The sequence below is a fragment of the Cryobacterium sp. Hb1 genome (genome assembly GCF_004403585.1).
GTDB classification, from domain to species: domain Bacteria; phylum Actinomycetota; class Actinomycetes; order Actinomycetales; family Microbacteriaceae; genus Cryobacterium; species Cryobacterium lyxosi.
The window spans coordinates 1-22,457 of record NZ_SOHI01000034.1 but is presented as its reverse complement, the minus strand read 5'-3'; the positions used below and the strand labels follow the sequence as shown (position 1 = coordinate 22,457).

The window sequence follows — 22,457 nt, the reverse complement described above, 5'->3', positions numbered from 1 at the left end:
ATCATCTACCGCATCGCACGCATGAAATCATTCGCAGACGACCAAACCTTCGCCGACTCCGAACTATCCCTCGAAGACGCAACAAGCCTCAAGCGTTCCACCATCAAGGACTAGTTCACCGAGAGCCACCCATCGCAGGGACTGCACTACCAGATCTTGGTCGTGCAGTCCCATTGTGAAAATTTCGGCCGCAACACCACCACGTGTCGCCCGGAGGCTCAGGTCTCCCCGAGAAACCGCCGCAGTAATGGCCCTGTTTTCAGTCAACATTAGGAATAAGTACACAGTCGTTTATCCCAAGGCATCTGAAACACTGTCCCCGCTTTTTCCCGGCGTGGGCCATTGGTTCGATTGGACGGCAGCGCAGGTGACGCATTCACTGGTATCAATGTGAACGATGCATTCTCACTCTGTGATAGCCGACGTGGTGTGGCGTCTTGAGGTGTTCCAAACTGAAGCGCAGCACGGGTGTAATTTGTGTGATCTCGATGAGGAGAAATTGTGAAGGCTGTTCGTCTGCACCGGTATGGGGAAAATCCGACGATCGAAGAGGCGGCCGAGCCCAATCTGATCGGGCCGTGGGACGTCATTGTTGATGTTGGTGCTGCTGGTTTGTGCCGCACGGATCTTCACATTATTGAAGGGCAGTGGGATCCCATCCAGCACCCGCACCTGCCGTATACGTTGGGGCATGAGAACGCGGGGTGGGTTCGCGAAATCGGCAGTGCGGTGCACAACGTAAAACCGGGTGACGCGGTGATCATGCATCCGCTCACCAGTTGTGGTCTGTGCCCGGCCTGCAGAGTGGGCCAGGACTCGCACTGTGAAAACGCGACCTTTCCGGGAATCAACGCGGATGGCGGCATGGCTCAGCAGCTTCTGACCAATGCACGGGCGGTGGTCCGGTTGGACGCCGGGCTGCAACCGAGGGACGTAGCCGCGCTGGCTGATGCAGGTCTGACCGCGTATCACGCGGTGCGTAAGGCTGCAGATGTTTTATTTCCGGGAACCCACGCGGTCGTGATCGGTGCCGGTGGTCTCGGACATATTGGAATTCAGGCGCTCGCGGCTATTACGAGTGCGACGATAACGGTCGTCGACCGCAGTGAGGCTGCTCTCGAGCTCGCTACGAAACTCGGTGCGCACCACACCGTTCTGTCAACGACCGACGATGACGTCGAGAAGAAGGTGCTCGAGATCACGGATGGTGGAGCACACGTTCTGTTCGACTTCGTCGGAGAGCACGGTGCGGAGTTGCTCGCTCCGCGTCTTCTGCGTAATCGTGGATCGCATTACGTGATCGGTTACGGTGGCGCGGTCAATATCCCCACTATTGAGATTATTTCGCGTGAAATCAACGTCATCGGAAACTTGGTCGGAACCTACAACGACCTCGTCGAGCTCATGACACTCACGGCTCAAGGCAAGGTCACGCTGCACACTGCTGTCTATCCCCTGGACGCAGCTCTTGACGCGATCGCAGATTTAGCTGCCGGACGGATCATCGGTCGCGGAATTCTCATCCCCTAAGACACCAACTCGAACTCCCCCACCCAAGTCGACAGCTGTGAGCAAAGGAGCTCAATAATGGCTTTTCCCGCCAAGTATCCACAAATGAATGCGACGGAATTGACCGATGAAGCGCGGAGCGTGCTCATCCGGGTTATTCGGGTTGCGTTTCCTCACCCGTCATTTCCCGATGCTCCCTATGAACGGACGGCAGACACGATCTTGCGGGAGGCCGAGAGCTCAACCTGGTTTCGGGTCGCGCTCACGCAGGGGCTAATTACTCTGAGCCACCTGGCCGGAGGCGATTTCCGTACCCTGAACGACGAAGACGGCACCAAGGTGTTGCGCCGAATCGAGACCACGGAGTTTTTCGGCTTTATCCGGCGCACGACCGTGCTGAATCTGTATGACAACGAGGACGTCTGGAAGATCCTCGGCTACGAAGGACCGAGCTCCGACAAAGGTGGATACATCAACCGTGGCTTCAACGACCTTGATTGGCTTCCCGAAGCGCGGATCGAAAGCTACGACGGGCCGGAGCAACTCATCGAAGTTGCCACAAGCGCGTCCGTGGCAAAAATTCGCGGCGGCGAAAACACGCCCGCGACAGAGCGTGACACCAGCAATCAACCCGGTAAACGCGACGCAACCATGATGGAGATGACGAAGTGAGCACTATCGAGCACGATGAGGCAGCGATCGTCATCATCGGATCAGGGGCTGGGGGCGGAACGCTTGCTTACGAACTGACGGCGAAAGGTATTCCGGTTGTGGTTCTGGAGGCGGGTCCGTACCTGCGCAACGAGGACTACGTCAACGATGAGTGGGAGGCCTTCAACCAGATGGCCTGGCTTGACCCGCGAACCACGTCAGGATCCTGGCGAATCGCTCGCGATTTCCCCAACCTTCCGGCGTGGATTGTGAAGGCGGTCGGTGGCACGACAACGCACTGGTCCGGTGCGACACCGCGATTCAAAGCTCACGAATTCGCTGCGCGCAGCACCTACGGTCGAATCGACGGCGCCAATCTCCTCGACTGGCCGATCACCCTGGCCGAGCTCGCGCCCTACTACGACAAAGCGGAAATCGCGATGGGATCGACGCATGTGCACGGTCGCAAGCCGCTACCCGCGAATAACAATTACACGGTCTTCGCAAACGGCGCCGAACGGCTGGGATACAAGTTTTATTCGACGGGCCCGTATGCGACGAATGCTGAGGAGTACGACGGCCGTCCGGCATCCATTCAGGACGGCTTCAACTTTCAGGGTGATAAGAACAAGTCGAAATGGTCGACGCTGGTGCGCGAAATCCCTCGTGCAGAAGCAACGGGGTTGCTTGACCTCCGACCCGACAGCCATGCGGTGCAGATCACCCACGATGCTTCGGGACGAGCAGACGCCGTGCTCTATCTGGACAAAGACGGCAACTTGCAACGACAAGCCGCCCGGCTCGTCGCAGTAGCTGCGAACTCTATCGAAACGCCCCGGCTGTTGCTTCAGTCTGCCAGCCCAATGTTCCCCGATGGCTTGGCCAATTCCTCCGGCCAAGTCGGTCGCAATTACATGCGCCACACCACCGGTTCGGTCTACGCCAGGTTCAACGATCCGGTACGGATGCACCGCGGTGAAACCATGGCCGGAGTGATCGCGGACGAGTCTCGGCATGACCCCGACCGAGGCTTCGCCGGTGGCTACTTTTTGGAGACAATTTCACTGGGGCCAGCCTTCCTAGCCAGCTTCAGCGATCCCGGGGCCTGGGGGCGTGGATTCACCGAAATTCTCGAAGCGTACGCCAACACGGCCGGGCTCTGGATCGTCGGCGAAGATCTGCCACAGGAAAGTAACCGAGTCACTCTGAACACGACGTTGTCTGACAAGAATGGCCTCCCTGTACCCAACGTGCACTTCGACGACCACACCAACGACATTGCCATGCGCGAGCACGGATACGCGCAAGCAGAACTGCTGTATGAGGCTGTTGGTTCGGTCGGTGCGCAGCGCACTCCCCCGTACCCGTCCACGCACAATATGGGCACTTCCCGAATGAGTGCGCGGTCCGAAGATGGTGTCGTCGATAAGTGGGGACGCGCCCACGACGTACCCAACCTATTCATTAGCGATGGGTCCGTGTTCACCACCAGCGCGGCCGCCAATCCCACGCTTACGATCGTGGCGCTGGCCATCCGACAGGCCGAGTACATCGCGGATCAACTAAAAACAGGAGGAATTTGAGCTAGGCCAGACGGCCAGATCCGTGTAACGCGGATTGGCTCCCCCCCCGAGCCGTCCATTCATCTTCCCCCACAACACACACGGTTAAGAAAATACGCCGTCGTTTCAGCACCATCACCGGAGTGAACGTGCCGTCCCGGTCACGGGGCACCTGAATAATCACCACCCCGTCGTGGGACTGATCACCACTTTGGTGCCAGTCCCACTGCGCACGTCCGAGTCAGAAAACGCGGATCGGGATCTCGGCCGGTGCTGCGAGCAGCGACTCGATTTCCTCATCGAGCTTGACGAGGGTGATTGACGCGCCCGCCATGTCAAGCGACGTGCAGTACTCACCGACGTAATTACGGCCGACGGTGATGCCCGCGCTGACGAGTTTCTCGTGTGCCAGGCCGTACAGCAGGTACAGCTCGCTGATCGGCGTCCCACCGAGGCCGTTCACCATGAGCGCGACACGATCGCCGGACGTGAACGGTAAGTCAGTGATGACGGCTCCGAGAATGTCATCCACGATTTCGTCTGCCGAGACGAGCTTGCCGCGCCTGCGCCCGGGCTCACCGTGAATGCCGATACCGATCTCGATCTCGTCTGGCCCGAGATCGAAAAGGGGTGACCCTTTTGCGGGCGGGGTGCAGGCCGTCAGTGCGACGCCCATCGTACGCGTAACCAAGTTGACCTTCTCACCGATCCGGATAATTTCATCAAGGTCGGCGCCGGCTTCCGCGGCCGCGCCTACTGCCTTCATCACGAAAAAATTGCCAGCAACACCGCGGCGACCGATCGTGTACAGCGAGTCCTCCACCGCGACGTCGTCGTCAATGAAGAGCATCTCGACCCTGATACCGTCGGCGCGTGCCATTTCCTGCGCCATCTCGAATGCCATTCGGTCTCCGGTGTAATTGTTGACGAGCAACAACACGCCTTTCGGCGAGGCGAGCAGTTTCGTCGTCTCGTACACGTAATCGACGGGAGGGGCAGCGAAGACATCTCCGGGGCAGGCAGCGTCGAGCATTCCCCTCCCAACAGTCATGACGTGGGCGGGTTCGTGGCCTGATCCAGAACCCTGGATGATGGTCACCTTGTCTGCGTTGGGTGCATCGGCACGGTGGATGAGGTTGTACTCCGGGACGTACTTCAGCGTGTCAGGATTTGCGAGGGCGAGGCCCTTGAGCATTTCCGGCACGAAATTCTTGGGATCGTTGATGAACTTTTTCATGGTCTCTCCACGTCTTTGTGATGCTGAATGGGCTTCGGGTACGGGTGGGGCAGAGGGGGCTATGGGTTAGCGTGCACGCGATTGTATGGTGAGCCGCTCGAGGATGACGGCCACGGCGACCGCACCAGCATCGGGCGAGCCGATACTGCGCTCACCGGTGTAACTGGCGCGTCCGCGTCTTGCCTGAAGAGAGCTGGTCGCGTCTGCTGCAACACGTGCGGCTTTTGCTGCCTCGTCAAGTGCTTTTTCGAAAGACGAGCCCTGTGCGACGGCCACCTCAAGAGCGTCAGTCGCCGGAACGAGCGCGTCGAGCAGCGTCTTGTCGCCAACATCAGACTTGCCACGGTCCTTGATGCCCTCGATCGCCGCCCGCAGCATTGCGACAACGTCGGCGCCGCCGACCGCATCGCGACCGCGCACTGCGGTGGAAGCACGCAGGAACGCTGTGCCCCAGAGGGGGCCGGAGGTGCCCCCAATACGGCTCGTGATCGTGTGCGCAATACTCTTCAGAAAAATACTCGAGTCTGTGCGGTCAAAGACGTCCCACTCCTCTAATACTTTCTCGAAACCGCGGGCAAGCGAGTATCCGAAATCGCCGTCTCCGACGACGGAGTCGAGTTCGCAAAACGCGTCTTCGTTTTCTATCGCCGTTTCGGCAATCGATCGGACGACGAATTCAGTGTCGATGATGCTGCGGGTCTTCATTGTGCCTCCTGAGGTTTGGCGTGAGGGAGCGCCGCCATGCGGGCGAGATCGCCCAGCTGAATGAACGACCTTGGATTGATGTCGTACGGGTCCGCGATTACCTGGGTCATCTCGCCAGGATCCGGGTCGCCGAGTGAAGAGACCACGAGGGCGGCGGCGGAGAAGTCCTCGCTAGCGGTGTAGCTACTCACCGTCACCACGGTTCGCAGACCAGCCGTCGTCGCTGAGCGTAAGCCGTTTTCGCTATCCTCGACAACGATCGCATCATCTGGCGATATTCCAAGCACAGATAGCGCGTGCAGATAGATGTCCGGTGCCGGCTTTTTCTTCGCCACGATGTCGCCTGCAAAAACTGCGAAACGTGACGCTTGCTCGAGACCGACGGCGTGTGTGAGGACCGCCCGAACGGATGGCTCCGCCGATGTCGACGCGACCGCGAGGGTCCATCCTGCCGCACTTGCCTCCCGCACAATTCGATCGATACCGGGTCGCGCTGGCACAACACCACCCTCGATCAGATCCGTGTAGATCTCAGTTTTCCGGCGATGCCATGACGCTATGAGAGCAGTGCGTGCCGTCTCGTCGTCGGGGATTTCGATCAGTTCAGCAAACTCAGGTGTGATCAAACTCATCAATCGCTCCTTGCCTCCACTAATTCTCACCTTGTCGGCATAGTCCTCGATACTCCATTGCACGGGCAGCCCAAATTCGCGAAAGGTTTGGTTGAACGCGGGCAGGTGACCGTACTGCTCCGTGTCGGCGAGTACGCCATCGCAGTCGAAGATCAGAGCAGGCATCGCTTTCACCACGCCTTATTAGCGCTACCGAATTGACCTGCCAGATTGACGACGAGGTGCACGATATCGGCCCGAGTGTGGGCAAAAAGCGACGGCGGATCCCATTTGTCGTTTTTCTGTGCCTCAGTGAGGAAGGTGAGGCTTGACTTCATGAAGGTTTCCTTCAGGGAGGTTGATATGTTGACCTTCGCGCAACCGCGCGCGATCAGGTCGCTGAACTGCTCGGAGGTCAGGCCGCTCCCGCCGTGTAATGCGATCGGGATTGGATGGCGCTCCACAATGTCACTGACCCGGTCGAAGTCGAGTACGGGTGTGGCCTTGTACGTGCCGTGCGCATTACCAATCGATGGGGCAAAGACGTCAACACCAGTCGCCTCGATAAAACGCAGCGAGACTTCAAGCGATTGTCGCGCCGTTTCCTGGTCGGATCCGTGGTCGTCTTCGACCCCCGTAATGGCCTCGATCTCGCCCTCGACGTGAGCGCCGTAGAGCCGGGCCTCTTTCACGACTTCGATCGTCTGCCGCTGATTCTCTTCAACCGGCAGTGCAGAGGCGTCAAAAAGCACCGAGTTCCACCCCTGCTTGAGGCACTCTGTCACGACGGCGCGATCCGGGCAGTGGTCTAGGTGTAACGAGACCGGCACCTCTATTCCCTCGGTCAACGACCGCCAGAGACTGGCGAACACGCCACTGCCGATGCTCCGAACGGTCTTCACTGAAGTTTGAACAATCACTGGGGACCTTGCCTCTACGGCCCCAGCAAGCACTGCTTCCAACGTTAGATCGTTGAAGACATTTATGGCAGGGACACCGTAGCGGTCACTGAATGCGCGATCGACGATATCTTTCATTGGCACGACACTCACAGCAACCTCCGTGTTTAGGTATCTTTACGGTAAGGCAGGTGGTACGACTCGAACCATACAGGATTCCCCCGCCTTTTCGGGGTGGGGAATTCTCTAACGCTCGGCGATCACACCTACCGAGCTGTGTTCCCGGTTCATGTGGACGAGCATCGTGCGATTGTGCGCGCCGGTCTTTCGGAGCAATGATCCGACGTGCTTTTCGACCGTCTTAACCGAAATGAACAACGCGCTGGCGATCTGCTTATCTGCCATGCCCCGCTCGACGAGTGGGCGCACCTGACGCTCTCGTGGAGTGAGAGTTTCTTCGTCGGATGCATGTGCGGAGAAACCGGTGAGGTGGTCGAGAATATCGTTCTGAAGCAGCGCTTCGCCACGACACGCGGCAACGATCACGCGTGAGATCGTTGCCGCGTCGGACTTGAGGCTGAGGAATCCGCGGACGTTTGCTTGCGTTGCTGAACGAATCTGGTCAACGGTCGGGTTTTCTGTGAGGACAACGATTGTGGCGTTTTGGTCAAACTCACGTATCTTCGCGAGCGTGCCGAATAGTTCCCCGTTGAGCACCCGTAGGTCGACAATGAGCACGTCCGGACGGAGCATCTCATAGGCATCGACCAGTTGACGCCCCGAGCTCAACTCCGCGGTGACCTGGATTGCCGGTTCGCTCAGATTCAGGAGCCGAACGAGTCCGGCACTGATAATCGGTTGGTCGTTCGCGATGAGAACCTTCCAGCGCGGCTGCGGGACGCTTTCGCCGGTTCCGGAAATATACGGGATAGTCGCTCGGATCTTCGTTCCCCATCCCGGAGTCGTATCGATGTCGAGCTCGCCATCGAGGTGACTTGCGCGCGACATCATCCCGTGGAGCCCGAGGCAGCCGGAAGACAACGACGAGAAGTGCCCGCCGTGTGCCTCGGCGAGGTCAAAACCCCGACCGTCGTCATCGATTAAAACTGACAGCACCTGGGTGTCGTAGACGAGTCCGACCCGAGCGCTTCCGGCACTTGCATGCGAGACAACGTTGCTGAGGGCTTCTTGAACGATCTTGAATGCCTGGTGTGCGATCTCTGGCGCGAGAGCGCGCGGTGTGCCGACGATAACGAATCCAGTCGTCGTCATACTCATGGACTCCACCCAGGCGAGCTCTGTGCCGATCGCTGCCTCAAGGGTTCGACCCTCCAGTGATGCCGGGCCGAGTCCGAGTGCCGTCCGGCGCGTCTCGGTCAAGGCGTCATGGGCGACCGTGCGGGCGCTACTGATGAATATTGCGGCAGGTTCGCCATTGCGGTTCGCCCTGTCTGCCTCGTCGAGGTGCAGAAGCAACGATGCGAGCGACCTTCCAACTGTCTCGTGGACGTCCCGTACGGCCCGCTCTCGTTCTGCAGCCACGGCAGCCTCGCGAGTGCGGTCAGCAGCCTTCGCGTACAGTGTTGAATTCGCGAGCGCAATCGCCGCGTGGTGCGCGAAAAGTTCGACGAGTTTGGCATCTGTCGTCGTGAACACACGCCCAGGAGTGGCGCTGAAGATGACGCACGTTCCAATGATGCTGTCATCCCATTGAATAGGGACGCCGATGACAGCGCAGTGTAACCGTGGGTCATCCGGTGCAATGTGGCCGGCCCGCAGTACCGATGCGTACTCATCGAGGATGACAGTTCCACGACTATGGACGACTTCGCCAGTGACTCCCTCGTCGAGCGAAAATGTCTGCCCTTCGTGACAGCCGACCCCGAGGTCCACTTTTTTGGTATACATTCCGCTGGCTTCGTCAACCAGCGAGATCGAGCCGCTCTCACAACCAAGGAGTGCGATCGCGTGACCCAGGATGCGCTCGAGGAGCGGCGCCAACTCGAAGCGTCCCGCAAGGTCGCGGGCGAGATCTGTCACGGTGTCGAGTTGTTCGCGCAACTCGGTTGAAGACTCGATTACGAGGTCCTCTGAAGCGTGCACATTACGTCCTCTCTGACGAAGGGCAAACAGCCGGACTAGTTTCGGGGACAACGTGCGTCACCGCTCCTGCGTAGCTAAGCCAGTATCCAGTAAATCATGTTCGATGCTGGTTTTCCCTACATCTTTTCCCTAGGCCTTTTCCCTACATCGACGTCTAGGAATTCCTCCTGGTCTGTGCACGGGGCGCATGGTTACCGAGAAAGACTCGGTCGAGGCTCTTGTCGGCGAGCGTGGAGGCTTTGCCTGCGCATTGCACGACGGTGACGTGGCACGACATTCAAGAAGAGACGGAACTTGACAGGTGATGCGCAGTGGCGCACACGGAATTCTGAGCGGCGGAGATGACTGTCCCGGTGTGAACGCTGTCATCCGTACGTGTGCACTGTGCGATATCCGCCGAAACCGAAGAAGGATGAGCCAAGGGGCGGTTTCGAGAGACATCCTCGGTTCAATCCTGGGAGCCTCCGAACACCGCTTTCTAACCAATCAGGGGAGGCCGTCCGCATGGACCGGCCGATGAACGTGGCGGAGGGGTATCCGCTGACCTGTGGCCGGTGGATACCCCTCCGCTGTTATGCCGAGTTATGTCATGCGCCTAGTGATGGGCCACGTACTTGACGGGTTCAGGCAAGCCTGCCTCTGCACGGATCTGACGCGACAGTCGCTCGACCGAGATAAGCGCGTACACGACGCTCTCCGCCGTGACCTCGAACGACATGTTGTGGATGGTCTCGCCTTCTGCCGTGGCCGCTTCGGCGACGATGCGCAGTGTTTCTGCGTCGTCGACATCGATACCAACCTCAGTCAGGGTGGTCGGCAGTCCGACGCGGGTTGTGAACTCCACAAACGCCCGAATGTCGGCGAACGGTGCGCCCTCAAGGACGAGCTGCGTCACCGACCCAACATTCACCTTGTAGCCGTGCTGAACGCCCCTGGTTTGCGGCACGGCAGTGAGACCGTTGTGGATCGCGTGCGCTGCCGCCAGACCGCCGGACTCAAACCCGAGACCGGAGAGTAACGTGTTCGCCTCGATGACCTTCTCAAGAGCCGGTGTGACGACGTGATCGCGCACTGCGGCGATAGCCGGAATGGCGTTCTCCCACAAGACATCCCACGATAGGCGTGCGAGCGCCGTACCGGTGAGGGTGGGGAGGTCTCCCGCGATCGTGTCGGAGAAAGACCCTGCGACAGCCTTCGCCTCGAGCCAGGTAGCGAGCGCATCACCGACGCCAGCGATAAGGAACTCAGCCGGGGCGTTCGCGACGATCTGCGTGTCCACGAGCACCAGGTCGGGGTTACGAGGAAAGTAGAGATACTCAAGGAATGCGTGGTCCTCGGTGTAGATGACACCCAACGTCGAGGTCGGCGCGTCGACCGATGCTGTGGTCGGCACGGTCACCCAACGGATACCAGCGCTATGGCCCGCGGCCTTGGCCGTATCGTGGGTGCTTCCTCCACCGACAGAAACGGCGATGTCCGCGTTGTGCTTCTTGAGGAGCTCTACGAAGCGCTCGATTTCCTTCGGGTGCGGAATACCGTTGAATTTCTCGCGGATAACGGGTAGTTTGGCGGCCTTCAGGCTGGCCGTGACGTCATCCTCAACGATATTCCAGACCATGTCGTCGCAAATCATGAGTGGACGTTTTCCGATTTGGGCAAGTTCCTCACCCAACCTCGATATTGCGCCCTTGCCCTGAACGTACCGACCTGGGCTGATAAATGTTTGCACGGTGCTTTGCGCCATAACAATAATCTCCTTTGATTTCATACTTCAGGTAGCGATTGGCGACCTTTAGCCGACGCTATGGCCGGCACCACACCCGGAACAAGGGGGAATTCCTCGTTGTACGTGGGGAGTTTCCCCCGTCACCCCCCATGTGAACCGCTGGCCCTTACGCGATCCTGAATTCTTCTCGAAGGTCACGTCTGCTCCTGTTGGTGTCCAGCGACTTTCTGCGCCGCACGTCTGGGCTCTCAGCCGACTGAAACTTGTGAAACTTATATCGCCGCCCCATTCACGCGGGATTCCCGGATGACCTGCCCCGACGCTAGAGCCCCTGAAGTGCGGTGGATTCCAGTGGTCGACGCGACAACGATTTGTGACTCTGGCCGTCTTTCAACCTACGGGTTTCGACACAGTAAGGTTTCGAGACACCGAGTGCCCTCTGGGTCAGTCGACGGCGCCGGACAGCGCCCGGAGATCGATCACGCCCTCTATCGACAACAGGGCATGACCGATCATGGAGCACTTTCGTACGCTCGTGAGAACTCGAGATCGAGCCACCGCGGCATGGACTCAGGAGCGCAAGCCCTCCTGCCACGTGATGAGGTTACCGAGCTTCGACACCAGGACGTCGTCGTGGAGTCCGCGCGCCTTGGCCCGCGCCTTGTGCAGCGTGGCGGTCGCGACAGCATGGTCGCCCGCGTCCGCCGCGATCTCCGCGTCGTCGAGGTAGGCAGCCAGCTGAGCGGAGAGCTGCGCGTACTTCATAGAGCCGTCCTTCGATCCCGCCAGAACTTCCTCCACCTCACCAAAAGTGACACAATCGCCACCACCGCTAACGACACCGGCGGTCCATTCGATGCCGCCGAGAATATGAGCGAGGAACAGCGGATCGGAATAGTTCGCGTCGATGTGCCCAGCGCCTTCGTACCAGGAGCGGCCGCCCTCAAAGTTCTGGCACCACGCGAGGGGGTGGTCGGCACCCATCGCACCACTGCCCGGGTTGTACGTCCACTCGTCGAGAGTGATCAGCACGTGCACGTCTTCGCGGGGATTAGTCGTGAAGTTGTACCACTCGTCGAAGCGCACCCACTCAGCCGGCAGCATCGCCGTCGACGGATGAGTCGGGCTCTCGACGCGCATCGTAGCTGTCTGTTGTGCGGGGTGGCTGCGGAAGCGGGCGCCGCCTCCGGTGAGATCGCTGTACCAGGGCACCGTGTGCATCGAATCTGTCGCTGCGTGCAGACCGACAAAACCACCACCGCCTCGAATGTATCCCTGGAACGCCGACAACTCGACGTCATCGAGGAGCCGCGGACGGACCGGGTCAAGGTCGTTCGTACCGTCCACTGGCGAGGCAAAGATGATGGTCGCGTACTGCGAAAGGTCGTCGGCTGTGGTGAACGGAGTGGTGGAAAGAGTCCGGGTCGTCTGGCGCGGATCCCAGACGTCCACGGTGAACCCGTTCTCCTGACCAAGCTGAATGACTGCGAGCGTCGTGTCATCGATGTGCGAGTGTCGGTACCCGAGGGTGTCGCCGACGACCAGCACCTTGTACTCCTCGTCGGCATATGCCGGAGTAGCGCCGAGGCTGAGCATCAGCCCGACCGCCGCGATCCCGGTCACTAGGCGTTGAACATGCATCTTCATAGGTCTACTCCTCATTGAGTGCAACCTGACATGGTTGCTATCGGCACGCTATGCAATATGTTGCGCACAACGACATATGCCTTCGTTCGATAGCGTATGGGAACCTCAAATCAAATGTCAACGCGATTGCGTCATTATCGCCTTCCCTCCCCGTCAAAAAAGCCGCTTGACACTCAACTAGGAGCGACAGACCCGCTCGCGAAGCCCTCCTCATCACTCGCGACTCGATCCGTCGCATCAGTCGGCCTGCTCGCGGCTTGACCATGGAACTGCGCACCGTGTCAGCCGACGACTGGCGAGCCTGGCGGTCGAAGCGGCCCGCGGCGTTGACCAAGGCGCCGGGTACTTTCGGCTCACGCCTGCACGAGTGGGTGAACGCGGCGGGCGACCGCTGGAGTGAAGGCGTGTCCATCCCGGGTGCGATCGATCTGCTCGCCTTCGATGCCGACGGGGATGCTCCGGTCGTCGATCCATTCGTTTGAATGTCCGGACAACGTTCGCCTTGCGGGCAGTCCTTGCGGGCGTTATCGGCCAACCCTTGTCAGACGTGGTGCGTTGCGCAGTGGTGGGCTCGCACATTTGACATGACCCTGCACGATCTGCGGCACACCGCAGCGAGTCTGGCCTCTCGGCTGGCGCCAACGTGAAAGCTATCCAACGGATGCTTGGCCGCGCGTCAGCAGCAATGACCCTCGACTATGCGCGCCGTCGCGCCGTCGCGCCGGCAGTGCCTCCCGGTTGCCGTCCTGAAGCAACTTTCGAGCGCCAAAACGAGGCACAATCTGGCGGCCCTCATAAGTTATGACGGGCCACTCTTCATTGCGCTGATGCTCTTTTTTTCGCACCGAAATTTAGTCAGGTCTTGCCAAAATGTTGCCAAAACGACCATCCGGGTAAAAAGAAACCCCCTAATCCCCAGTAAAACACTGGGCTGTAGGGGGTTTTTCGTGATCGGTGAAGTCCAAAGAATGAGGATCGTCGAAGTCGATGTGCCGTTGCGCGCTTCCAACAGCAGGTCGCCGCGTGCCCGCGACCACGGACCGGCCGGCGCCGACCAGGCGTTCGACGATGGCGTGCCCCAGCTGGCCGGATGCTCCGGTAACCAAAATCATATGCAAGTCTCCCTCGGACGCGCGCCGACGTGCACAGTCCGGCACCGGAATTCCTCGTTCCTCTGCTCGACCAGGGTCAAAAAATCCGAACCGGAGACGCTGACGGGCGAGGTCCCGGGTGTCACCGCGTCGGTGTCAGTGATGACACCAACCTCATCTGTCTCCGCTCTTGCGACAACGATGATGCGTCTACGACCGCCGTCTGTCGCGGAGGACCTTGTAAATGTCGAAGCCCAGACCCATGCTCCCCATATCGAATAAACATTCGACAAAAAGACGATTGGAGGGGCGAATGAAACAGGGCTTCCCACAAAGCAGCTGACCCGGACGGTGACGATGAATTACACCGCCCGGCGGGATGTGACGCATCCCACACGTTGGTCACGATGAGTGGCTCACCGGGAAGGTGAAGCGCGTTGAACGATTCGGCCTTCTACAGCTGGGGAAGAGTCATGCTTCCGGTCTGTTCGCGCAACCCCGGTCTGGCTAGGGCACGGCCGAAGACCGGCGCGTCGTCAGGTTGTGTTCGGCATCCGTTCAGCATCAAGCTCGGGTGTGCCGCGGGCCGCGTGCTCGCTCCGATAGACACGTCTGATCGTGCCGGATTCCTGCTGGCAGACCGCGGTTGCTCGTTCCGAGCGACCGGGAGGGAGCAGCCGGCCGGTGAACGAGCCATCCTGCGCCAGGGAGAGCTGCTCGCTCATCCACAAGCGAATGCGGTCGAGGTCGTCGGAGGGCATGCGCTGTCCGCGGCTGTCATCGAGCAACAACACGTCGACGCCGCGCACGCGGGCCCGCCACGCCGCACCGATCAAGGGGCCCGCGACGAGCCGGTCCCCGCGAGCCCTGTCGCGCAGGTGCCCTTCCAGAGCGATGCACCGCGTGACCTGGTCGGTCGTGAGCGGGTTGCCGGCTCCGAGAACCGCGAGCATGTCTCCGGCGAGAGCGCGGATCTCGACGGCCTGCAACCGTCGTTGCTCCCCATGCGTGCGGGCGAACGTGGTCTGAGAGAGCACGGCGCGTTCACTGGATCGGAGGCCGTTGATGCGTCCCTGCATCCGCCCCAATGGCGCGGCACAGACCGCGGCGAGGCAGAAGACCAGAACGGGTTGTATCAACAGGGCTATGCCCACGTGCAGGCCGCTCGAATTCACCACCGACCCGACCAGAACGACGCAGCACATGATCGCCAGGCCGAGGATGGCTGCCCTCGCGCGCTGGAGAAACGCGAGGGCGAGCAGGACACACGCGTTCGCCAGGAGAAACCAGACTTCGTACAGGGGCTCGGCCGGATCGGGGTCAAGAAGAAAAACCATGGACGACGACGCCAGAACCCACGACACCACGAGCACGGTTCGAAACTGCCCTGGCCGTCGGTGCCGCCCATGAGTCACGCACAGCATCGCGAGGAAGATCGCGACGAGGGCGATGATCGATGCCAGCGGATGTGAGGTGTGACCGAGACAGATCAGCACTGGCACCATCTGGGTGGTGATGAAAAATATGCCGACCCTGCGAGCTTGGGGGGCGCGAAAATCGTAGGTGCTGTGGGCCGCACCCGTGGCAGGGCTGTCTTCGCCGTCGTGAAGGGCCGTTGACGTAGGGGGCGTCCAACGCAACGTGACCGTCGTTCCGAAACCTGGCCGCGAGGCGGTGCCCGCATCGCCGCCGGGTACGCTTCGCATTCGAGCGACAATGCCGACGGCAATGCCCAACCGGTCGGAGGGCACCTGTGCGGCGTCGAAGCCGCGGCCGTCATCCTGCACCCGCATTTCAATTGTTTCGAATTGTGTCATTACAGTCACTGTTCGCGTGACTTGTCGGGTGCCGGGCGTGAAGCCCGCGCCGGGTTGAGAGCCTGCGTGGGTAACGCTGTTCGTGAGTGACTGGGTGAGCGCGGCATAGAACGCGGTTGCGACCCCCGCGGGTAGCTCCGCTGCGCCTCGACCTACCGCGACGAACCGCGCCGACGGATCTAGATGAAGCGTGATGCGGCGGGCTTTCCCCACGAATTCCATGATGGTGACGCCGTGATCACCTGTTGTGGGCGTGCTGAGGGCCTCTATCTGTCCCAGTGCGCTTCGGGCCCCCGCGGCGACCGATTCACGAAGCAAAGGATCGTTGGCTGCACCGAATAGCAGTGTGCTCAGAATATCGTCGTGCACGAGGGCGTTTGCTTGGTCTCGGGACGAATGCCGGGCTTGTTCACTTGCGTTCTGCGCGGTCAGCATTGCCGCTGCGGATGCTGCCGAGTCTAATCGGCGGCTGGACGCCAGCAGCGCCAGTGCCAATCCACCCAGAAGCGCTGAGGAGAGCAGGGCGAGCACCGCATCGAACGCTGCGAAAACAGTCAGCGCGGGCAACGCGGTCGCCAGAATGAGGGAGGGCTTGATCAGGCTGGCCCCGAGCAGCACGATCCAGCCGGGCCGGGCGTCCCAGGCCAGAACGGCGGCAACGGCCAGCGGTGCGCTGGAGAGCGCAATCCACGGCAGACCGAATTCGCTCATCAGGTCGGGTGCCGAGCCTGCAGCTGGCGCTAGCAACAGGGGGTGCCACACCGGCAGGGTCACGACTATCCCTATCACGGTCAGGGTATTGATGACCCGCAGTGTGTAATGGCCCACGAGAAAAGCGACAGTGCCGCCCAAAACGGGTACCGCGAAATTGATTGCGAGGGCACCGATAACAGACGGGGGGAGCGAGCCGCCGTTGTGGCTCGCTACCACGACAGCAAAGAAAAGCATTTCGGCGAACGAGGCGGTGGCGATTGCAGCCGTGAGCGTTCGAGCAACGAGCAGCCGCGAAAGGTCTCGCCTCGGGTGCTTGGGAGTCATGTATCGGTGGGAAGAGGCAGATAGCCGTCTTCAACGCCGCGGCGGTACAGGTCTACCTTCGTGTGGGCCTGCCGTCCCAGAAGCCCGTAGGTACGGCGGATGCGTCGGATGTGATCATTGACCGTGTTCTCGCTGATACCGAGTTCCGCCGCGACCATCTTCGAACCGAATCCGGAGGCGTAGAGCGAAAGAATTTCCTGCTCCCGAATCGTGAGATGGGCCGCCCCGAGTTCCACATCCGTGTCGAGTACTGAGGCCCAATCCGAGGTGACGACGGGGTGGCCGGCGGCAGCGGCATGAATGGCGGCCATGATCTGCTCGGCCGGGGCCGACTTGCGGATGATGCCGAGTACATCGCTGCGGGCGGCTTCTCTGATCAGGTATGGGTTATCTCCCGAAGTCAGGCACAGCACTGCTGCGTTCCGTCGGCCCAGGGCGGCGACATTCTGCGTGACCGTCGAACCGTCCCGCAGACTTAAGTCAAGAATCACCAGATCGGCGCCGATACCGGACAAGTGTAAAGCGGCGACAGTCGACGCAGAACCAGCGAAGACGAGACCGGCCGCGGCCGTGATGAGTGCCGCCATTGCCAACGCGACCACTTCGTGATCGTCGACGATCGCGACGGACCGAACCGTCGAACCGCCTCCCCCCGACTCCCAAATGTTCCTGTTGTATACCGCGTCCATGCGTCCCTCCTGAGCACTGCGCCGGCGAGCTGAACGGTGGCTGTCCACCTGTATTGGTGGCCGAGAGCATTCCCGCTCGACACCCCGAATCGATACGTTTGTATCTACTTCGTTGGCATAACCAACAGTAGGCGATGCCATTCAACTCAACTACCATGTGCGCCTTGGGCAGCAGGCGCTGGCGGCCGACGTCGGCACCGATGCCCGCCGGACCATTTCCACGCCATGTCAGAAGGAACCCGTATGAAGAAGAATTTGATCGCCACGCTAGCTGTGGCGGTGCTGGGAGCATCGGCTCTCGTCGCCTCCCCCGCGTACGCGTCCGACGGGTACACGAATTTCGGAATCGAATACAAAATCAAGAACGGGGCAGCAAGCGTCGTTGACTATGACATGGGATTCGGCACGGTCGTGGTTATCCCCGCGAACATCTCGGTGGGAGGAACGAATTACGCTGTCTCTCAGATCGAAAATGAGGCGTTCAACGAGGGGCAGATCACATCGGTGACCTTCCTCGGCCCGCCGCCTACGGACATGCAAGAAAATGCCCTCGCCAAAAGCGAGCAGCTCGTTGTCCTCTTCCCTACTGAATTTGCTGCGCCGGCTTATCAGGACGGATTCACGACGCCCACCTGGAAGGGCTACCCGGCTCGTGCTCTCTCTCTGCCCGAAGAGGAGTCACGGCCCCAGCCGGGGTCCACCCCGACTGCAGCGACGGAGTCCGAGGTAATGGCGGCCATCGTGGCCGGTCCCCGCACGGCGTCGCTGTCGGCACTGGAGTTGCCCACGGTGCAGTATTCGCATGAGGCCCAGTTCGTTCAAGGCGTGGCGACTGTGTCAGTGAACGACCTATCCGGCTCCAAAACGGGCTGGAGCGTGACCCAGCAGGCGAGCGATCTCACCTGGAGAAGCATCGCGGACGGGCCGGCGAACGGCGTCGACCTGTCTGCTGCGAACCTCGTCATCGAAGCCCGAGCCTCCGTCGTCGCAGTCGCTGGTCAGGATTGGCACGTGTCTCCCTTGAACGGCGGCAGCCTCGACGAGGCCGTGACCGTGATGGTGGCCCCACAGGGCCGAGGGTCCGGTGAATACACGGCGCCCTTGCGGTTCCGGCTGGCGATTCCCGCGCAGGCGCCGGTTGGCACGTACTCCGGCACCCTCACCACCACACTTGCTCTAGCTCCTTGACACGAGACGAGCATCGGAGTAGGAACCGGAAGGGTGGGCGGAGCGTTCTCGTTCTCGTTCTCGTTCTCGTGCTGGCGGCGTTCGGCACCGCGCCGGCGACGGCTTTGATTGAGGACCGTGGTTTGCTGGCGTTGACTGCGGTGGGTCACAACGGGTCGTTCTTCGATGTGACCGTCGCGGCGGGCTCCAGCAGTACGCTCCAGGTGGCCTTGAACAACCAGACCAATAGCCCGATTGCGGTGCGCAGTTTTGCGGCAACGGTGTACTCGATCACCAATGGTGGGTTTGGCGCTCGGGAAGCGGGCACCCCGGCATCCGGTGCCACGCTCTGGATCGACTATGCCGATACGACGTTCGTTCTGGCTCCGGAGCCGGCAACGACACGGTCTTTTCGCGTATCCGTGCCGGCAGGAACCGCCCCGGGAGAGTACGTCAGCAGCATAGTGCTACAAAACGACGTTCCGATTCCGGGTTCGGGTGACGTCGCCCTCGACCGAGTGATTCGGCAGGTTGTGGCCATCTCCATCCGTGTGCCGGGCCTTCTGGCGCCTAGCTTCACCGTCGAAGATGTTTCACACCGGCGGCTGGGAGGCAACTCGTCGGTCGCAGTGGGCATTTCCAACACCGGAAACCAGCATTTGTATCCCGAAGGACTTATGGTGTTGCGCGACGACGCGAACCGTGAGATCAGCCAGGCCGCCATCATCATGGGGTCGCTGTACGCTCATTCCGAGAGCGGCCGGGTCGCGGCCATCTTCGACGGTGAGCTGGACCCGGGCGACTACACGGTGTCGATGACGCTCACCGATCCCGAGACAGGGGCGAGTGCTTCGATTGACGGCGCCCGGTTCACGGTGGCCGAGGCGGCCGCCTCGGCCACGTCGCGGATCGCCCAGCTGCCGCAGATTTTGCGCGGGCCCGCCGAGAGCCCAGGGCTCGTTGTCGGCGCTCTTATTGCGGGGCTGCTCGGGCTGGCACTTGCCTTTCTCGGGTGGCGCCGTGCAAAACGGGTTCGCGCGGCGGCAGCCCGCGCGGCGGAGCTTGTCAGTGTGGGTGAGCCCGTCAGTGCGCGGGAGTCGGTCAGTGAATCCGTTCCTGGTGCGCCTTCACCAGAATCAGCAGCAGCAGACCCGGCAGCAGACCGGCCATAATGCCCAGCATGCCCCAGTAGGTGGCGCCGAAGATCGACACCAACAGCGCGAAGGCGGCCGGGGCAAGAAAGCTCACGGCCCGGCCGGTAGTAGCAGGCGGCCCGTGAACGTGCCGTTACCCCGGGAATACTTATCGCTCATCTACAAACGGACGGCTTTAGGAAAACACGGCGTCCGTCGGCCTCGTTATCAACGGATCCATCTTTCCAAGTGACTTACCCAGATTTCGAGAGGAAGCGGAGACATTTGCGGCAACCCTTGGGGAGAACGGCTATCAGTCGAACTGGATTGTCCTGGACTATCCAGGAGCCAACCACGACACCGATCCCGCAAAATCGTCCTATGCAAGCATGTCGACTCCATGCGGACGAGCGATTGACCACAACCAGCACGTCGACTATCGGGGTTTAGCGACTTCCGCTGAGGGTTCAGCTATGGGCGTTCAACCCATGCTCTACACGCGTCATCTATACGTTCGATTACTTAACATCGCGACCGTATCGCTCAGAAATCGAGAACTTGTCATATAAATGTGTGACACATTCTGCGCATTACACAGGATCAGCGCGCAAGCCAAAACGACTAAAATTATGTCTTGCAGGTGCTGAAACCGAGGCCCTAAGTCGCAACGGTCAATAGCGTTGTTTCGACAGTTGTTTGGGAACGATTTCTTATTCATCAATTATCTTGACACCCCCATTTAGGTCACATAGAGTTTTAGCATTGCCTAAACCTTGTCAGCGCATTCTCGCACCAAATATAGGAAATGCCCTGTCTACATTTGTCATTCAATCGTCCGAGCCCGCACCATGACCGACACCGAGACGGAGCCGCATTCCCTGGGGAACAGTTTCAGCGGTCACCTGCTACTCGAACGAGTGGCCGCGGGCGATGCACTCGCCTTCAGCACCTTGTACGACGCCTTCGTCGTCGAAACCTATGCAATTTGCATGTATAAGTGTGCAAACCCGTCGTCGGCCGACAAAGCCATGGTCAGAGTATGGATCTTCATATGGCGCCACGCTGCCGCACTCAACGAACAGGCGGGTTCAACAAAATCCATCGTGCTGTCCACCGCCTGGACCGTCACCTCTGACCGCAGCAGAAACATCCTCCAGGTGGGCACCCGCAGGGTCCACTAGGCCGCTCGTCTTTATGACGCCAACAAACGCACGAGAATGACGCCAACAAACGCACGAGAAACAAAACACACGACGTTGGTAGCGGCAACAATTTCACTAGCCACCCGACCTACGCGCAAGCGCTGACGGATCAGCCACGCTGCCAGATGCACACCATCTACAGCCCTGCCTGCATGCCACGTGCGCGAACAGAGCCGTCTCAGGACGTACGTCGTATTCACATGTGCGTCTTCGGCCCGATCCCTTCTGCTTGGAAACGCCAGTTGTCGCAGGTTACGGTGTCAGGCCAAGTTGTTCGAGCATTCCCTTTTCGTCGCTGCTACCCCACCGCTCGACAAGCTTCCCGTTCTCAAACCGGCTAATTTGCACGCCACGAACAGACATCGTTTTCCCACTGCCGGCGTGGCCCATCAAAGGACCTTGGTGGGTGCCGGTGAGGGTGTACGCGAATGCGACGTCGGTATCGTTTGCGACGAGGCGCTCGACGGTGATGTGCAGGTCTGGAAAAGCGGCAATCATCTCGCCGAAGAACGCTTTGTAGCCTGCCGGCCCCGGGCCTTGGCCAGGGGCCGGGTCGTGATCGACCGCGTCTACGGCCACGAGATCATCGAGAAGGTCAAGTTGCCCGCTGTTGACGGCGTCACCAAACTTCTGCTGGGCGGCAATATTTGCTTCTTCACTCATGTGTTTACTCTCTTCCTAGGATTTACATGGATGGGATTGCGAGGCCACGAGGTGACCAGACCGCCGCTGACGTTCAACGCTTCTCCGACGATAAAGATGGCTCTGCTACGAGAGCCCTCTGGCGAAAATCTTGCCCCTATGGTGCTGGCGTCGTCAACGCAGTCAAGCGCAGCAACAGGCACGTATGCCTCGAGGACGCAGCACTGCCAATCGTGGAACCCAGTGCCGGAGAACGGCTGTGATGACCCAGAACATGGCAACACGTTGGCGGTGAACCGGCGAGGTCGCGACGCCCTGATAGGGCGACCAGAACCTGCCTCAATTGTTTCCGTACAGGGCAACAAATCGATGTCAGGACTCTGTCCGAAAAGGGCCTCAGCTTCGGCATACTCGCGTGCTGCTGCTACCGATCAAAAGACGAGGGGAGCCTGCGCCACTATTTGTGAGGCGGGCTCCCCTCGCTTGCATGCTTATTTGTGGAATCGTTTCTGCAGCCAGTCGTTGAGCGGTCGCAGAGCCGAAGGCGCGTAGGCGTNAGGGTGATCGCGTGCGCGACGGTGGGCAACGTAACCTGGTCAACGCTTGCGGCGCCGGTGAAGAGGGACGCTTGATCAGGACCGGCCGGCACCGGGAATAAAGCGTCGCTTCCTCCGGCGATAATCAGGACCGGAACCGTGATCGATGGAACATTCACCAAGTTGACGGCCACAGCCGGAGCGAACGATGCTGTGTCACCGCACGGATCAATAGTCAGCAACTGCAATGCCGCACTCTGCACGGCTGGTTCAGCGCTGTTGAATAGGGCGGCCGCAGCTCCTTCCGGTGCTCCGAAGGGAGCGTAACCCGTGGGTCCGACGGCGCCGACGCGCAGACCCCCGCTCGCGCATACATTTGCGGCATAGGCGGAGTTGTCCCTCAGAAGCTGCGATTGCACACGATCGGCATAGCCGATGACAATCAATCCGTCGATGTCGCCGAACGAGTACGCCGCAACCTGGGCGATCTGG

Annotated in this window: 18 protein-coding genes and 1 pseudogene; 8 read left to right on the top strand and 11 right to left on the bottom strand. The window is 60.3% G+C overall.

Going from position 1 to position 22,457, the window contains the following annotated elements; genetic code table 11:
- Positions 1–501: 501 nt before the first annotated feature.
- The 3 genes from E3T38_RS14825 to E3T38_RS14815 are packed head-to-tail and all read left to right on the top strand — an operon-like array spanning position 502 to position 3,743.
- Positions 502–1,530, top strand: coding sequence for an NAD(P)-dependent alcohol dehydrogenase (locus tag E3T38_RS14825; protein ID WP_134548901.1), 1,029 nt, complete (start codon positions 502–504; stop codon positions 1,528–1,530).
- Positions 1,531–1,587: 57 nt separating this feature from the next.
- Positions 1,588–2,181 (top strand): hypothetical protein, encoded by a 594-nt coding sequence (locus tag E3T38_RS14820; protein ID WP_174775254.1) that lies wholly within the window; start codon positions 1,588–1,590, stop codon positions 2,179–2,181.
- Positions 2,178–3,743 (top strand): GMC family oxidoreductase, encoded by a 1,566-nt coding sequence (locus E3T38_RS14815; RefSeq protein WP_134548900.1) that lies wholly within the window; start codon positions 2,178–2,180, stop codon positions 3,741–3,743. The genes E3T38_RS14820 and E3T38_RS14815 overlap by 4 nt, the downstream gene beginning before the upstream one ends.
- Positions 3,744–3,963: 220 nt before the next feature.
- Here the strand turns inward: E3T38_RS14815 and dhaK are convergent, their stop codons facing one another.
- The 7 genes from dhaK to E3T38_RS14775 form a co-directional block, all read right to left on the bottom strand.
- A complete protein-coding gene (dhaK, locus tag E3T38_RS14805; protein ID WP_134548898.1) occupies positions 3,964–4,959 on the bottom strand; it encodes a dihydroxyacetone kinase subunit DhaK in 996 nt (331 codons plus the stop codon).
- Positions 4,960–5,025: 66 nt separating this feature from the next.
- Positions 5,026–5,664: a dihydroxyacetone kinase subunit DhaL gene (gene dhaL / locus E3T38_RS14800; RefSeq protein WP_134548897.1), complete on the bottom strand. Its 639-nt coding sequence runs from the start codon at positions 5,662–5,664 to the stop codon at positions 5,026–5,028.
- Positions 5,661–6,461: an HAD-IA family hydrolase gene (locus E3T38_RS14795; protein ID WP_134548896.1), complete on the bottom strand. Its 801-nt coding sequence runs from the start codon at positions 6,459–6,461 to the stop codon at positions 5,661–5,663. The genes dhaL and E3T38_RS14795 overlap by 4 nt, the downstream gene beginning before the upstream one ends.
- 5 nt (positions 6,462–6,466) lie before the next feature.
- Positions 6,467–7,312 (bottom strand): class II fructose-bisphosphate aldolase, encoded by an 846-nt coding sequence (locus E3T38_RS14790; protein WP_241984502.1) that lies wholly within the window; start codon positions 7,310–7,312, stop codon positions 6,467–6,469.
- 108 nt (positions 7,313–7,420) lie between these two features.
- A complete protein-coding gene (locus tag E3T38_RS14785; protein ID WP_166805537.1) occupies positions 7,421–9,277 on the bottom strand; it encodes a LuxR C-terminal-related transcriptional regulator in 1,857 nt (618 codons plus the stop codon).
- Positions 9,278–9,872: 595 nt separating this feature from the next.
- Positions 9,873–11,021 carry a glycerol dehydrogenase gene (locus E3T38_RS14780; protein WP_134548893.1) on the bottom strand — a complete coding sequence of 383 codons (1,149 nt, stop codon included), beginning with the start codon at positions 11,019–11,021 and terminating at the stop codon, positions 9,873–9,875.
- A 552-nt stretch (positions 11,022–11,573) separates the two neighbouring features.
- A complete protein-coding gene (locus E3T38_RS14775; protein ID WP_166805536.1) occupies positions 11,574–12,650 on the bottom strand; it encodes a ThuA domain-containing protein in 1,077 nt (358 codons plus the stop codon).
- Positions 12,651–12,913: 263 nt separating this feature from the next.
- Here E3T38_RS14775 and E3T38_RS14770 point away from each other — a divergent pair, with 263 nt between their 5' ends.
- Together E3T38_RS14770 and E3T38_RS17195 are read left to right on the top strand one after the other, a co-directional pair.
- On the top strand, positions 12,914–13,132 hold the full coding sequence (locus E3T38_RS14770; protein ID WP_134548891.1) for a hypothetical protein: 219 nt from the start codon (positions 12,914–12,916) through the stop codon (positions 13,130–13,132).
- 102 nt (positions 13,133–13,234) lie between these two features.
- Positions 13,235–13,347: pseudogene (locus tag E3T38_RS17195) on the top strand (integrase); the annotation flags it as partial.
- A gap of 211 nt (positions 13,348–13,558) precedes the next feature.
- Here the strand turns inward: E3T38_RS17195 and E3T38_RS17555 are convergent.
- The 3 genes from E3T38_RS17555 to E3T38_RS14750 all read right to left on the bottom strand — a co-directional run bounded on the left by E3T38_RS17555 (position 13,559) and on the right by E3T38_RS14750 (position 17,285).
- The gene (locus E3T38_RS17555) at positions 13,559–13,762 is read right to left on the bottom strand and encodes an NAD-dependent epimerase/dehydratase family protein (protein WP_134548890.1); all 204 of its coding nucleotides are present in this window, start codon (positions 13,760–13,762) and stop codon (positions 13,559–13,561) included.
- Positions 13,763–14,277: 515 nt separating this feature from the next.
- Positions 14,278–16,596 carry a hypothetical protein gene (locus E3T38_RS14755; RefSeq protein ID WP_134548889.1) on the bottom strand — a complete coding sequence of 773 codons (2,319 nt, stop codon included), beginning with the start codon at positions 16,594–16,596 and terminating at the stop codon, positions 14,278–14,280.
- Complete coding sequence (locus E3T38_RS14750) at positions 16,593–17,285, bottom strand: response regulator transcription factor (RefSeq protein ID WP_134548888.1); 693 nt, start codon at positions 17,283–17,285, stop codon at positions 16,593–16,595. Before E3T38_RS14750 ends, E3T38_RS14755 begins: the two co-directional genes overlap by 4 nt.
- 243 nt (positions 17,286–17,528) lie before the next feature.
- Between E3T38_RS14750 and E3T38_RS14745 the strand changes: the two genes are divergently transcribed.
- From E3T38_RS14745 to E3T38_RS14735, 3 genes are all read left to right on the top strand, one after another.
- Positions 17,529–18,473, top strand: coding sequence for a WxL domain-containing protein (locus E3T38_RS14745; RefSeq protein WP_134548887.1), 945 nt, complete (start codon positions 17,529–17,531; stop codon positions 18,471–18,473).
- Positions 18,470–19,624: a hypothetical protein gene (locus E3T38_RS14740; RefSeq protein WP_134548886.1), complete on the top strand. Its 1,155-nt coding sequence runs from the start codon at positions 18,470–18,472 to the stop codon at positions 19,622–19,624. The genes E3T38_RS14745 and E3T38_RS14740 overlap by 4 nt, the downstream gene beginning before the upstream one ends.
- Before the next feature lie 809 nt (positions 19,625–20,433).
- Positions 20,434–20,766, top strand: a complete 333-nt coding sequence (locus E3T38_RS14735; RefSeq protein ID WP_134548885.1) for a hypothetical protein — start codon at positions 20,434–20,436, stop codon at positions 20,764–20,766.
- 273 nt (positions 20,767–21,039) lie between these two features.
- On the opposite strand, the gene E3T38_RS14730 is transcribed toward E3T38_RS14735, so the two are convergent.
- Positions 21,040–21,450 carry an ester cyclase gene (locus E3T38_RS14730; RefSeq protein WP_134548884.1) on the bottom strand — a complete coding sequence of 137 codons (411 nt, stop codon included), beginning with the start codon at positions 21,448–21,450 and terminating at the stop codon, positions 21,040–21,042.
- Positions 21,451–22,457: the final 1,007 nt, after the last annotated feature.

Coding starts and splice junctions, on each gene's coding strand:
- E3T38_RS14820 (WP_174775254.1), top strand. CDS start 1,588: ATGGCTTTTCCCGCCAAGTATCCACAAATGAATGCGACGGAATTGACC.
- dhaK (WP_134548898.1), bottom strand. CDS start 4,959: ATGAAAAAGTTCATCAACGATCCCAAGAATTTCGTGCCGGAAATGCTC.
- dhaL (WP_134548897.1), bottom strand. CDS start 5,664: ATGAAGACCCGCAGCATCATCGACACTGAATTCGTCGTCCGATCGATT.
- E3T38_RS14795 (WP_134548896.1), bottom strand. CDS start 6,461: ATGCCTGCTCTGATCTTCGACTGCGATGGCGTACTCGCCGACACGGAG.
- E3T38_RS14790 (WP_241984502.1), bottom strand. CDS start 7,312: ATGAAAGATATCGTCGATCGCGCATTCAGTGACCGCTACGGTGTCCCT.
- E3T38_RS14780 (WP_134548893.1), bottom strand. CDS start 11,021: ATGGCGCAAAGCACCGTGCAAACATTTATCAGCCCAGGTCGGTACGTT.
- E3T38_RS14775 (WP_166805536.1), bottom strand. CDS start 12,650: ATGAAGATGCATGTTCAACGCCTAGTGACCGGGATCGCGGCGGTCGGG.
- E3T38_RS14770 (WP_134548891.1), top strand. CDS start 12,914: ATGGAACTGCGCACCGTGTCAGCCGACGACTGGCGAGCCTGGCGGTCG.
- E3T38_RS17555 (WP_134548890.1), bottom strand. CDS start 13,762: ATGATTTTGGTTACCGGAGCATCCGGCCAGCTGGGGCACGCCATCGTC.
- E3T38_RS14755 (WP_134548889.1), bottom strand. CDS start 16,596: ATGACTCCCAAGCACCCGAGGCGAGACCTTTCGCGGCTGCTCGTTGCT.
- E3T38_RS14750 (WP_134548888.1), bottom strand. CDS start 17,285: ATGGACGCGGTATACAACAGGAACATTTGGGAGTCGGGGGGAGGCGGT.
- E3T38_RS14745 (WP_134548887.1), top strand. CDS start 17,529: ATGAAGAAGAATTTGATCGCCACGCTAGCTGTGGCGGTGCTGGGAGCA.
- E3T38_RS14735 (WP_134548885.1), top strand. CDS start 20,434: ATGACCGACACCGAGACGGAGCCGCATTCCCTGGGGAACAGTTTCAGC.
- E3T38_RS14730 (WP_134548884.1), bottom strand. CDS start 21,450: ATGAGTGAAGAAGCAAATATTGCCGCCCAGCAGAAGTTTGGTGACGCC.